Source organism: Aequorivita capsosiphonis DSM 23843 (assembly GCF_000429125.1).
Lineage (GTDB): Bacteria > Bacteroidota > Bacteroidia > Flavobacteriales > Flavobacteriaceae > Aequorivita > Aequorivita capsosiphonis.
On sequence record NZ_AUBG01000015.1, the window covers coordinates 159,798 to 172,414 of the forward strand.

Consider the following 12,617-nt stretch of genomic DNA (forward strand, 5'->3'; position numbering starts at 1 on the left):
TGTAAATTAATTATACTATTTTTAACAACTCTTTAGTATTTCGTGGAAGCGAAAAGTATTTAATTTACCGAAAACCCAAATGAATGGTAGAACTTGCTGGAATTATAATTCTCGGAATATTGGCCCAATGGGTCGCATGGAAGCTTAAAATTCCTGCAATTTTACCTCTTATTTTGATTGGACTTTTGGTAGGTCCGCTATCTACATTTTTATCTGCTGATGGAACCCAATGGCTGCAACCAATCTGGAACGGAGAAAAGGGACTTTTCCCCGGAGAAAATCTTTTCTATTTTGTGTCCTTGGCTGTAGGAATCATACTTTTTGAAGGAGGTTTAACCCTGAAAAGAGAAGAAATTTCAAAAGTGGGCCCCGTTATTGGGAAACTCATTAGTATTGGCGCGGCCATTACATTTGTTGGTGCAGGTGTAGCCGCCCATTATGTTTTCGGACTTAATTGGCGTATAGCATTCCTTTTTTCAGCTTTAATAATTGTTACGGGACCTACCGTAATTACACCCATTCTACGAAATATTCCGCTTAAAAAGGATGTGGCTGCCGTTCTTAGATGGGAAGGGATCTTAATTGATCCCATTGGCGCTTTGGTTGCGGTACTGGTGTATGAATTTATTAGTGTAGAAGGCGATTCAGGTTATACAAAACAAGCCTTATTGGATTTCGGAAAGATTATTTTAATAGGAATGGCCTTTGGAATTTCGGCAGGTTATGCACTTTATTTTTCAATAAAAAAGAAGCTAGTGCCACACTATTTGTCTAATGTAGTTTCACTTTCCTTGGTGATGGCAGTGTTTGTAATTAGTGATTTGTTTGCACACGAATCTGGGCTTTTGGCCGTGGTTGTAATGGGAATGTTTCTTGGGAATAGTGATTTACCTAGCCTAAAGGAACTCCTTTATTTTAAGGAATCACTGAGTGTTTTACTGGTTTCTATTCTATTTATTCTACTTGCGGCAAATATTAGCGTAGAAGATCTTTTATTGGTTTATAATGTAAAAACTGCAATATTGCTTGCCATTATTATTTTCGTTTTACGACCCTTAACGGTTTTTGCGAGTACAACAGGCTCGTCCCTACAAACAAATGAAAAACTGTTTATTAGTTGGGTGGGACCTCGTGGGATAGTTGCGGCTGGTATCTCTTCTCTTTTTGGTACCCAACTGGTTTCCAAAGGTGTTGTAGGTGCAGAATATATTACGCCATTGGTTTTTGCCGTTGTTTTGACAACGGTGATCATAAATGCCACTACGGCGCGTGTTATGGCCGGATGGATGGGTGTATTTTTAAAGAAATCTGAAGGAATACTTATGGTTGGTGCCTCCAAAGTCTCCAGATTGATAGCTACTTATTTGCATAAAAACAGCCGTCACGTTGTTCTTATTGATTCTAACCAATTGAATATTAACAGGGCAAGAGAGCTCGGTTTAGAGGCGTTTACGGCAAACATTTATTCCGATGATCTCACCGACAATATAGAATTGAACGATGTGGGCTATCTATTGGCCATGACAGGGAGCGACGAAATAAACAAACAGGCCATTAATCGCTTCGGAAAATATTTTGGTGAAAATGGAACCTTTAGGTTAATGACTTCGGAAGAAATGCAAAATAAGCGTACCATTTCTGCCAAAGAGTTATTTTCGCATACACACGATTACACTCGTTTTACGCAAGTGGCGCGAGACTTTCCATCCATTCAGGAAATTCCGGTGGAGAGCCACAATCAATTTTTACGGGTGCTCAATATTATTAGTGATAACGAAGATGCAATCCCGTTGTTTCTTAAACATGAAAACGGATTTTTAGATCTTCTAAATGATCCTTCGGAGCTCGAGGTAGAAGTTGGCAGTAGTTTGGTTTATCTGGGTAAACCCATGGATTTTGAAGATGTGGTAAATGCTACGAGAACTGAGAATGAAGGAAAATCTCAAAAATAACTTTGAATTTAAGCCGTTTGCTTAAAAACTGTCTGTGATGAAAAGATCCATAATAATAGTTTTAGTATGTACCCTAACTGTTTTCTCCTGTAAAAAGGATGATTCGGTAACCTGTATTAGCTGTTCTTCCCCAGAAACATCCAGCTTTCAGGTTTGTGAGGAAATAGATGGCAATGCCTCTGTAAATGGTCAAAATACGGGTACTCCGTATGCTATTTATTTATCAAATTTAGAAGCTACAGGTGCAGAATGTGGTAATTAGGCCTCTTGGCCTGGAGCATATTTATAATTTTTACTTTGTATTTCTTGTTTTTTTTCAGTTAATTGTGGTCTAACTTAAAACCTTCAATTATGAAAAAATTATTATTTAGTGTGTTAATAACGAGTTTGTTGTTCACTACCTCTTGTAAAAAAGACGATGATGGCGGCGGCGGGACTAGCTGCGAAGCTCGCGCTTTAGATATTTCTAATGCAGCCCAAACTTTTATAGATAACCCAAATTCAAGTACTTGTGAGAACTATCGTTCAGCACTTCAAAAATATCTTAACGCTAATTGCCCTGGGAGCGAAAGTTATCAAGATGATTTAGATGATATAGATTGCGCATTTTAATCTTTTCTTAAAAGGCCTTGAATCTTTCAGGGCTTTTTTAATTGTTTAATCTTCAAAATTGCCATAAAAGATTCCTGTGGAATTTCCACTATCCTTTCTGGCGCATGTTACTATTAAAACGTTAATTGGGGTAATAAATAAGGATTACTCCTCATCATTGAACGAGAGGGAAAAAATTATTGTGATTCGAGATTTTATAAACACTGCCCTTTGCCTTCGCAAATTTCCATAAGAGCTTTAATTACAAATTGTCAAGCTCTTTCCAAGAAGTATTACGAGCTTCCTTAATTAAAAACTTGTCATTTTCTGAAATTTGCTCATCGGCGACTCCGAATGCTGTTTTCATTCCAAAACAATCATTTAAGAATTCCATAAGTTCTTGAATATTGGCAAAGTTGATTTTATCTAAGGTGCCTTTTTCTATGGTTATAGTAGTCAGGTTTAGGAATTATTATTTAAAACTTAAATATATAAAATTTGTAGATAGTTTAAATTTCAAACATCCAATACCAATATTTAAGCTTTGGATAAACTAATAGTTCTTATTAAGTAAGCATCGTTGAGCACTTGTCATCCAACATAATTAATCATTCAACTTAAGAGCGACCATAGAAGCTTTCTGTGAAGCTAAGCGAGTAATAACGTTCCTAACACACCAATTAATAAATTCGTGTACCTGCTTGCCGCAGATTCGTTGCAGAAAAATGAGTCGAATTGGAAGCGCTTTCGGCATCTGTCACCTGTCATCCAGCATACAGTTAATCATTCAACTTAAGCACCGCCATAAAAGCTTCCTGCGGAATCTCCACGTTACCTATTTGACGCATACGTTTCTTTCCTTTTTTCTGCTTTTCTAGAAGCTTTCGTTTTCTCGAAATATCACCACCATAACATTTTGCGGTCACATCTTTTCGAAGTGCTTTTACGGTTTCACGGGCAATAATTTTGGCCCCTATCGCAGCTTGGATTGGAATATCAAATTGTTGTCTCGGGATCAATTGACGAAGTTTTTCGCAAATTTTCTTTCCAATGTCAAACGCATTATCGCGGTGAAGCAGAGCAGAGAGTGCATCTACAATGTTGGCATTTAGTAAGACATCCACTTTTACAAGATGCGACATCCGCATCCCGATTGGGGAATAATCAAAGGAAGCATATCCTTTTGATACCGTTTTAAGTCTATCATAAAAGTCGAAGACAATTTCAGCCAAAGGCATATCAAAAGTGAGTTCAACTCTTTCTGTAGTTAAATAGGTTTGATTGGTAATTTCACCTCTCTTTTCAATACAAAGCGACATGACAGAACCCACGAAATCTGATTTGGTGATGATAGTAGCCTTAATATACGGTTCCTCAACACGGTTTAAGGTGGAAGGTTCAGGCAAATCGGATGGGTTGTTTACCAAGACTATCTTGTCCGGATTTTTGTTGGTAAACGCGTGATAAGAAACGTTTGGAACGGTAGTTATCACGGTCATATTAAATTCTCTTTCCAGTCTTTCCTGAATTATTTCCAAATGCAACATGCCCAAGAAACCACAACGGAATCCGAAACCAAGAGCAGCCGAACTTTCTGGAACGAAAACCAGGGAAGCATCATTCAACTGTAATTTTTCCATGGAGTTGCGAAGCTCTTCATAATCCTCGGTATCCACAGGATAAATACCTGCAAAAACCATGGGTTTAACGTCTTCAAAACCTTCAATCATATTGACGGTTGGACTTTTGGAATCTGTAATGGTATCTCCTACTTTTACTTCCTTTGCTTCTTTTATTCCAGTAATCAAATAGCCTACATCCCCAGTTTTTATAACCTCTCTCGGGAATTGTTTTAGCCTTAGGGTTCCCACTTCATCTGCATAATAGCTTTTTCCGGTAGCCATAAATTTGATGTGCTGGCCTTTTTTAATTTCACCATTAAGAACTCTAAAATAAGTTTCTACACCGCGAAACGGATTGTAAACAGAATCAAAAATCAAAGCTTGTAAAGATTCGTCTGGATTGCCTTTTGGCGGAGGAATACGCTCAATGATGGCGCTTAATATTTCATCAATTCCAAGGCCTGTTTTGGCACTTGCGGGAATTACTTCTTCAGGTTTACAGCCCAAAAGGTCCACAATATCATCGGTCACTTCCTCTACATTTGCGGAAGGAAGATCGACCTTGTTTAGCACGGGAATAATTTCCAGATCGTTTTCCAAAGCTAAATACAGATTTGAAATGGTCTGTGCCTGAATACTCTGTGCCGCGTCCACAATTAATAAAGCTCCTTCACAAGCGGCAATGGAACGTGAAACTTCGTATGAAAAATCTACGTGACCTGGAGTATCAATTAAATTTAATATATATTTCTCGCCTTTATAAACGTAATCCATTTGAATGGCGTGACTTTTTATAGTAATGCCGCGTTCGCGTTCAAGATCCATGGTGTCCAGTAATTGCTCTTGCTTTTCACGATCTGTTACGGTGCCAGTAGCGTCCAAAAGACGGTCTGCCAAGGTGCTTTTTCCATGGTCTATATGGGCGATAATGCAAAAATTGCGGATGTTCTTCATAAAAATTCCTTCTCTAGCTATAATGCTGCAAATATAGATTAAAACGACGATAATCTTGATTTTCATTTAAACACTTAATAAAATAACCTTTGAGATTATTTTGGTTAATAAATATTTAACATCTTTGTAGTGTTATAGTGCTTTTAGTCTATAATATTTTGATTTTCCCCAGAATCAACCATATTAAGGGTGTCGCCCCAGATATCTAGTTCTATGATGAAAGGAATTTTTTTGCTTTTATGTTGCCTCCCTGGAGGTATATTGATGGCGCAGGATTTTAATATTTCTGGAAGGGTAATGGACTCAAATAATCTTCCATTGTCTTTTGTGAATGTTTTGCTATACAATGAGGGTTCAGAGACGCCCATTAAGGGCTGCACTACTGAAGCCGATGGTAACTTTATATTAGAAGGCTTGGAAACGGGAACTTATAAACTAAACTTTAGTTATGTTGGTTTCGAAGATCATACAGAAACTATTGATCTTTCTTCAGATAAAATAATCGATACTATTAAGCTTAAAGAAAGCCAAGAAACTCTTGGAGAAACAGTTGTTACCACCAAACTTCCAACGATAGAAAAAACGGCCAGTAAACTGGTTTTTAAGGTTGAGAACACCTCGCTTTCCGTAGGAAGTACAATGGATTTATTAAAGAAAACCCCGGGAGTAGTTGTTATTGGAGAAAGCATTCAAGTTAAGTTTTCATCACCCACAACTTACATTAACGGTAAGCGTGTTTATCTTTCTTCTGCGGAAGTAACCTCGCTTCTGGAAAATACCGACGCTGCCAATATTAAATCTATTGAGGTAATTACAAACCCTTCTGCAAAATACGATGCCGATGCTGGAACCGTGCTTAATATTATTACCACAAAGGCCATTTCCATTGGTTATAAAGGCGCTTTAAACGCTACGTACACCCAAGGAATCTATCCAAAATACAGTTTTGGAACCTCCCATTTTTATAAAAATAACTGGCTGAATCTCTATGCTAGCTATAGTTACTACACCAAAAAGCAATTTAAAGAAGACGAAAATTTCATCCGTTTTTTCAAGACAGATGAGGTTTCCACAAAATCTATTTGGGAAACTTATTTCAACCGTACCACAAATTCCGATAATCACAGTGGGAACATAGTGTTGGATTTTACCTTAGATGAAAAAAATTCGCTCAGCTTAACTTCAAATATTTCGTTGGCCCCCAACAACATCTATCACAATAACGGGAATGCTTCCATCTATAATCCCCAGCGTCAAGTAGATTCATTGAATACCACATGGAGTCAAGTGAATTATAAAAAAGATAATCTGGCTTTTGCATTAGATTATAGCAGAACATTAAATGATAATGGCGCCAAGCTCTCTGCTACTGCCAATTATATTTATTACAACCACCATCAGGACCAAAGTGTAAGCACCAACTACTTTTTACCGGACAATGCCTTTATACGAAATAGCAGCTTTTTCACCAACTCGGCCCAGAAGAGTACTATTTTTACGGGGCAATCTGATTTTTCCACTGCTTTATGGGGCGGAAATTTTGAAACTGGTTTAAAATTTAGCACTATCGACACTGAGAGTAAACTAGATTTTTTTGATACTGAAAAAAATAGCAATACCTTCAACAACGCGTTTTCGGATGATTTCAATTACAAGGAAAATATTTTTGCAGCTTACGTGAACTATATAAATAAATGGGAGAAATGGAGTATTATAACTGGTTTGCGTGCTGAATACACTACTATTGATGCCATTTCACGTTCGTTGGGTGATATGAATACCCAAAGTTATTTTGAACTTTTCCCTTCAGCAGAGATTAACTATACCATCAATGATGACAATAGTGTTGGTCTTGAATACAAAAGAAGTATTCAACGTCCTAGGTATGAAAGCCTAAACCCGTTTAAATACTTTATTACTGAAAATAACTACATCAGTGGAAACCCCGATCTTGTACCGGCCATCCAAGATAAGATCATTTTGAGTTACGCTCATAAAAATAAACTGTTTTTTGAATTGTATTATGAAAACGCAAGAAACGGATTGGGTAACTTGTCGTTTCAAAATAATGAAAATAGCACATTACGCAGTGTAGAAGATAATTTGGACAAAGTTTACCAATACAGTTTTGACATAGCTTATGCGAGCTCACTAACCGCTTGGTGGTACTTTCATTTAACCACCTCATCCTTTTACTTGTCCAATAAATTCTACACTTTGGAAAGTTCTCAGAACACTTATACCAATGATACTTTTGGACAGTATCTTGGCGTTTATAATCAATTTACTCTCTCCAAAGATCGCTCGTTAACGGCGGATCTTAGCGCACTTTATATTTCGAACTTTGTTTTTGGCAATCGCTATTTAAAAAACCAGAGTTATGTGAACATTTCCTTTAGAAAAGAATTTTGGGACAAACGCGCAAGTTTGACAGCTGGGGTTGATGATGTTTTTGATACGCTTAACCAGGTTGCTTCTGTTGCAAAGCATTACAATCAGGACAATCAGTTTTATGCAATCCAAGAGAGTAGGTTGTTTCGTGTAGGCTTTAAATATAACTTCGGAAATGCAAGGCTTCGCGACAATAACAAAAAGATAGTAACAGACGAAGGCGATAGATTGAAGGAAAAATAAATTATTTATTCCATACCCCGCCCTAAAGGGAGAACAAAAAAGTTGCTTATTTCTTTATCATTAAAAATAAACAGCTGATTATTCGAGGAAACTAAACCTAATAGCTGTCATAGCTAAGTGTAAAGCAACCCGAGCTATTCGGCTTTTAATTAACATCGTTATTTACTGATATTTACTACTTTTGCACCTCCAAATTAAAATGAATTGCCAAAAATAGGAAACATACAACTGCCAGAATTTCCCTTGTTACTCGCACCAATGGAAGACGTTAGCGACCCGCCATTTCGCGCATTATGCAAAGAACAGGGCGCCGATGTGGTTTTTACTGAATTTATCTCTTCCGAAGGGCTTATTCGCGACGCGGCAAAAAGCGTAATGAAACTCGATATTTACGAAAAGGAACGCCCTGTAGGCATTCAGATTTTTGGTGCAGTTTTAGAATCGATGTTGCGCAGTGTTGAAATTGTTGAAGCCAGTGGCCCAGATATTATCGACATTAACTTTGGCTGTCCAGTAAAAAAGGTGGTGAGTAAAGGTGCCGGAGCAGGAATTTTAAAAGATATTGATTTAATGGTAAGCCTTACCGAAGCCATGGTAAAGCACACTTCACTTCCCGTAACCGTAAAAACCCGATTGGGTTGGGACCACGATTCCATTAAAATTATGGAAGTTGCCGAAAGGTTGCAGGATGTAGGTTGTCAAGCCCTTTCCATTCACGGCAGAACACGTGCCCAGATGTATAAAGGCGAAGCCGACTGGAAACCCATTGCCGAAGTTAAAAACAACCCACGCATGTACATTCCCATCTTTGGGAACGGCGATGTTGATACTCCCGAAAAAGCGATGGAAATGCGTGATAAATACGGTTTGGATGGCGCAATGATTGGCCGAGCAAGTATTGGTTACCCATGGTTTTTTAAGGAAGTGAAACACTATTTTGAAACAGGCGAACACTTACCGACACCCACGATGCTTCAACGCGTGGAAGCAGCCAAACGTCACCTACAAATGGCCATAGACTGGAAAGGTGAAAAACTGGGCGTTTTTGAGACCCGCCGTCATTACACCAACTATTTCAAGGGAATTCCAAACTTTAAGGATTACCGAATGAAAATGGTAACCAGCGATGATTCAGCTTCTGTTTTTGAAGCTTTTGACGAGGTTTTACAAATATTCGGTGATTATGAATTTGTTTGAGATTACTGAACTATGGTTTCTCAAATGAACTCTGCCGAGGCATAGGGGGTGTGAGTCTTAGATGAAATATTTCTTCTCTTCAAATCCTTTTGTTCAATGAGTAATGGTCTCTAAGTGTCTTTCTTTATAAATGGTTTTGTTAAAAATCCTACCTACCTTTGAATTCCAAATTAACAAAATGCAAAAACTAAAGATTCTCAATACTCATTATGTTAGTCATAATGTGAAGCGATTTGTATTAGAAAAACCTACAGATTTTGAATATTCTCCCGGACAATCGGCACATATTTCCATTAATCTTCCGGGTTGGGAGGATCAGATTCGTCCCTTTACGTTTACTTCATTACAGCATTGGGATACTCTGGAATTTATTATTAAAATATACGAAGACCATAAGGGAGTAACTGCACAAATGGGCAAGCTTAATACTGGTGCGGAGCTTTTACTTCACGATGTTTACGGTTCAATCAAGTATAAGGGCCCAGGAATTTTCATTGCTGGTGGTACGGGTATTACCCCGTTTATCGCCATTTTTAGAGCACTTTTCGAGAGTGGAAATCTGCGGAATATCGCGCTTTTGTATTCAAACAAAACCAAAGACGACGTCATTTTACACGATGAATTAACAAAATTATTAGGACCGGCCTACAAAAATGTATTTACCAGAGAAGGCGTAATTGGCTTTAGGGAACGTAGAATTGATCGCAAATTTCTAATTGAAACTATTGGCAATTTTGACTCACGGTTCTATGTTTGCGGACCTCAAAATTTTACAGAAGAAATTTGTGAAGCCTTAATAAGTTTGGGAGCTGATCCAGAATATCTGATTGTATAAATTGGCTCTTAAAAATTAAAAGTGGTGTCTTTTTGGATATTAAGCCAATAACTTCTCCCTAACTCTACTCGATGCAATTTTTGAGGCTATAATCCCTAGAACAGTTATGGTTACAAAAACGATAACCACGTTTATGAGCTCCATTTTTACAGGATAGGGTAAGGTGCTTGTTATGGCAACAAATTCAAATTTCAGTTGCGCGAGTACAGCTAGAATTCCCAATAAGATTCCTAGTACTCCTCCCAATACCGTCATTAGCGTTCCTTGGAGGAAAAAGATACGACGTATCTCTTGCAATGAAGCTCCCATATTATAAAGCGTTTTTATATTTTTCCGCTTGTCCAAAACCATCATAATAATGGAACCAATTACGTTGAAAAGTGCAATAATCACTACCAAGGTGGCGATAAGATAAACCGCTAAATTTTCAGCATTCAACATTTTGTAGAGCGCGTCGTTCTGCTGAATTCGATTTTTAAGAAGCACTTTTTCCGGAAAAATCTTTTCGATTTCGCTGCGCACATTTTCCTTATAAGCTGTTGACAGCAGTTTAATTTCTATCGAAGATATTTTTGAACTATCCAAAGTGAGCAGTTTTCGAGCAAATTCCAGATCGGAGAAAACATATTTGGCATCCAAGTCTTCATTTACGCTATAAACGCCTGAAACCACCACATTCTCTTTATTAAAAGCATCAGAAGGGTCGAGTGCGTTTAGCTGTCCAGTTCCAGGTTTTGGAACGTAAAGCTCCAATAAATTAGTATAATCATTTACGCCCATGGAGAGCTTGGCAATTGTAGAAAGACCCACAACCACTTGGTGTTCGTGAGGTGTAAACCATTGACCAAAATACATAATACTGTCTAGCTGTGTTACTTTTCCATAAAGTGAATCCACGCCTTTTATATAGGCAATATGGTTTTTTCCTTTGTAGTGAAGAAAAATGCGTTCTTCTATTATTTCTGAAAAAGTTTCAATTCCTTCAATATTTTTAAGTTGTTGTCTTTGCGCTTCTGAAAATGTGATCGTTTTTCCACTTTCGGGAATAATTTTTAGATCGCTGTCAAAAACATTGGTGAATTGCAGACTGAAATCCTTTAAACCTGAAAATCCCGATAACACTATAAACAGTGCCATTGCAACTACAATCACGCCAATAGCAGCAATACCGGTAATAATATTAATGGCATTGTTGCTGCTTTTTGAAAACAAATAGCGCTTGGCGATGTAGAACGAAAAATTCAAGTTACGATTTTTTTCTTTTGGGAAGTAAATCTGGATTTTTCAGCGGATTATCTTCGCCTTTTACTGCATTGTCTATCTTTTCGATATATTCCAAAGAATCATCGTTGTAAAAAGAAAGATCCGGCATTTTCCGAAGCTGATTCTTCGTAAGCTGCGCAATTTGATGCTTTATTTTTGGTTTTACTTTGTTGAGTTCCGCTACAATCGCTTCTGCTTTATCCGCAGGAAACACGCTAACATAGACCTTCGCGATGGAAAGGTCTGTAGTTGTACTCACTTTGCTTACCGAAATTATAATGCCCATCTGCCCGGCTTCGCGAAGCATATTCTGCAATACGTTTGCGAGATCATTCTGCAAAACGCTACCTATTTTTTTTTGTCTATTAGTTTCTTCCATAGTGCAAAAATAGAACATAAAATCTTAGATTATGTAAATGAAGCTTTAAGCTTGTTGAAATTCAATGGAATTAAGTTTGTATTTTTGACTTTGTTATAAAGATTCCCACCTCGGTGGAAATGAAATTTAAATTTTTGATGGAAAAAATAGAGCATATTGGTATTGCAGTAAAAAGTATAATGGAAGCAAACAGCGTATATGAAGCCTTACTTGGAACTGCACCCTATAAAAGTGAAAAAGTAGAAAGTGAAGGGGTTGAAACCTCCTTTTTTAAATGTGGTGAAAGTAAAATTGAACTTTTGGAAGCGACAAACCCAGATAGCCCCATTGCAAAATTTATAGAAAAACGCGGCGAGGGAATCCATCATATTGCTTTTGCTGTTAAAGACATCAAGGTTGAAATGGAACGTCTTAAAAAAGAAGGATTTATTTTATTAAATGAAGTACCTAAAAAAGGTGCTGATAATAAGCTAGTTGCGTTCCTACACCCTAAGTCTGCCAACGGCGTTCTTGTAGAGCTTTGCCAAGAAATTGAGAATAACTAAAAATAGTTTTGCTGTATTTGTAAAGTGTTTTACATTTGCAAACCTTAAATCTATCTTCTATAGATGTCAATTTGGTTTAAGTTTGAAGCGGTAATTGAAATTTTGAAGTCATAAAGGTCCCATAGCTCAGCTGGTTAGAGCACCTGACTCTCCCGAAAGCTTTCGGGACAGGGGGTTTTCTATAGCTGATATATTTTTAGTATGACATTATGATAATTGAATAAATTAGGTCCCATAGCTCAGCTGGTTAGAGCACCTGACTCATAATCAGGGGGTCCATGGTTCGAGCCCATGTGGGACCACAAGGGGAAGCAATATTTAGCTTCCCCTTTTTTATTTATGATGGCGCACACCTACATTTTATATAGCCAGAAGTTAGATTCATTTTACATTGGCGCTTGCCATGAGGATTTGTCCATCCGAATTATAAACCACAACAATGGCAGATATGGCCGCCACAGGTTTACTTCTAGAGCCAGTGATTGGGTATTATTCCTACAATTTGAAGTTGGAAGTTATGCACATGCCATCCGGTTGGAACGAAAAATAAAGAGCATGAAGAGCAGAAAATATATTATGAACCTTTCGAAATATCCAGAACTAAGGGAAAAGATCATCAATGAGACCAAGAGCATCTGACTCTCC

The 12,617-nt window shown here is 37.6% G+C and carries 11 protein-coding genes and 1 tRNA gene; 9 read left to right on the top strand and 3 right to left on the bottom strand.

The window, feature by feature from the left end:
* The first annotated feature begins 83 nt into the window (after positions 1-83).
* The 3 genes from G440_RS0113850 to G440_RS0113860 all read left to right on the top strand — a co-directional run bounded on the left by G440_RS0113850 (position 84) and on the right by G440_RS0113860 (position 2,564).
* The gene (locus tag G440_RS0113850; RefSeq protein ID WP_026451856.1) at positions 84-1,952 is read left to right on the top strand and encodes a cation:proton antiporter; all 1,869 of its coding nucleotides are present in this window, start codon (positions 84-86) and stop codon (positions 1,950-1,952) included.
* 37 nt (positions 1,953-1,989) lie between these two features.
* The gene (locus tag G440_RS0113855) at positions 1,990-2,214 is read left to right on the top strand and encodes a hypothetical protein (RefSeq protein WP_026451857.1); all 225 of its coding nucleotides are present in this window, start codon (positions 1,990-1,992) and stop codon (positions 2,212-2,214) included.
* An 89-nt stretch (positions 2,215-2,303) separates the two neighbouring features.
* Positions 2,304-2,564, top strand: a complete 261-nt coding sequence (locus G440_RS0113860; protein WP_026451858.1) for a hypothetical protein — start codon at positions 2,304-2,306, stop codon at positions 2,562-2,564.
* A gap of 758 nt (positions 2,565-3,322) precedes the next feature.
* Here G440_RS0113860 and lepA read toward each other — a convergent pair.
* Positions 3,323-5,119, bottom strand: coding sequence for a translation elongation factor 4 (lepA, locus tag G440_RS0113870; RefSeq protein WP_026451859.1), 1,797 nt, complete (start codon positions 5,117-5,119; stop codon positions 3,323-3,325).
* A gap of 213 nt (positions 5,120-5,332) precedes the next feature.
* On the opposite strand from lepA, the gene G440_RS0113875 reads away from it, so the two are divergent.
* The 3 genes from G440_RS0113875 to G440_RS0113885 all read left to right on the top strand — a co-directional run bounded on the left by G440_RS0113875 (position 5,333) and on the right by G440_RS0113885 (position 9,785).
* Positions 5,333-7,753, top strand: a complete 2,421-nt coding sequence (locus tag G440_RS0113875; RefSeq protein WP_026451860.1) for a TonB-dependent receptor — start codon at positions 5,333-5,335, stop codon at positions 7,751-7,753.
* Between the two features lie 204 nt (positions 7,754-7,957).
* Positions 7,958-8,950, top strand: coding sequence for a tRNA dihydrouridine synthase DusB (gene dusB / locus G440_RS0113880; protein WP_026451861.1), 993 nt, complete (start codon positions 7,958-7,960; stop codon positions 8,948-8,950).
* 178 nt (positions 8,951-9,128) lie between these two features.
* Entirely contained in the window at positions 9,129-9,785 is a 657-nt protein-coding gene (locus G440_RS0113885) for an FAD-binding oxidoreductase (protein WP_026451862.1), read from the top strand.
* 39 nt (positions 9,786-9,824) lie between these two features.
* Here the strand turns inward: G440_RS0113885 and G440_RS0113890 are convergent, their stop codons facing one another.
* Both G440_RS0113890 and rbfA read right to left on the bottom strand, forming a co-directional pair.
* Positions 9,825-11,030, bottom strand: a complete 1,206-nt coding sequence (locus G440_RS0113890) for an FtsX-like permease family protein (RefSeq protein ID WP_026451863.1) — start codon at positions 11,028-11,030, stop codon at positions 9,825-9,827.
* A 1-nt stretch (position 11,031) separates the two neighbouring features.
* On the bottom strand, positions 11,032-11,427 hold the full coding sequence (rbfA, locus tag G440_RS0113895; RefSeq protein ID WP_026451864.1) for a 30S ribosome-binding factor RbfA: 396 nt from the start codon (positions 11,425-11,427) through the stop codon (positions 11,032-11,034).
* A gap of 137 nt (positions 11,428-11,564) precedes the next feature.
* Here rbfA and mce point away from each other — a divergent pair, with 137 nt between their 5' ends.
* From mce to G440_RS0113910, 3 genes are all read left to right on the top strand, one after another.
* The gene (gene mce / locus G440_RS0113900; protein ID WP_026451865.1) at positions 11,565-11,972 is read left to right on the top strand and encodes a methylmalonyl-CoA epimerase; all 408 of its coding nucleotides are present in this window, start codon (positions 11,565-11,567) and stop codon (positions 11,970-11,972) included.
* 228 nt (positions 11,973-12,200) lie between these two features.
* A tRNA-Ile gene (locus tag G440_RS0113905) sits at positions 12,201-12,274 on the top strand.
* The gene (locus tag G440_RS0113910; protein WP_084426805.1) at positions 12,264-12,611 is read left to right on the top strand and encodes a GIY-YIG nuclease family protein; all 348 of its coding nucleotides are present in this window, start codon (positions 12,264-12,266) and stop codon (positions 12,609-12,611) included. Before G440_RS0113905 ends, G440_RS0113910 begins: the two co-directional genes overlap by 11 nt.
* Positions 12,612-12,617: the final 6 nt, after the last annotated feature.

Bases quoted from the DNA above. Each gene is read 5' to 3' on its own strand.
- G440_RS0113850 (WP_026451856.1), top strand. From the start codon at position 84: ATGGTAGAACTTGCTGGAATTATAATTCTCGGAATATTGGCCCAATGG.
- G440_RS0113855 (WP_026451857.1), top strand. From the start codon at position 1,990: ATGAAAAGATCCATAATAATAGTTTTAGTATGTACCCTAACTGTTTTC.
- G440_RS0113860 (WP_026451858.1), top strand. From the start codon at position 2,304: ATGAAAAAATTATTATTTAGTGTGTTAATAACGAGTTTGTTGTTCACT.
- lepA (WP_026451859.1), bottom strand. From the start codon at position 5,119: ATGAAGAACATCCGCAATTTTTGCATTATCGCCCATATAGACCATGGA.
- G440_RS0113875 (WP_026451860.1), top strand. From the start codon at position 5,333: ATGATGAAAGGAATTTTTTTGCTTTTATGTTGCCTCCCTGGAGGTATA.
- G440_RS0113885 (WP_026451862.1), top strand. From the start codon at position 9,129: ATGCAAAAACTAAAGATTCTCAATACTCATTATGTTAGTCATAATGTG.
- rbfA (WP_026451864.1), bottom strand. From the start codon at position 11,427: ATGGAAGAAACTAATAGACAAAAAAAAATAGGTAGCGTTTTGCAGAAT.
- mce (WP_026451865.1), top strand. From the start codon at position 11,565: ATGGAAAAAATAGAGCATATTGGTATTGCAGTAAAAAGTATAATGGAA.
- G440_RS0113910 (WP_084426805.1), top strand. From the start codon at position 12,264: ATGTGGGACCACAAGGGGAAGCAATATTTAGCTTCCCCTTTTTTATTT.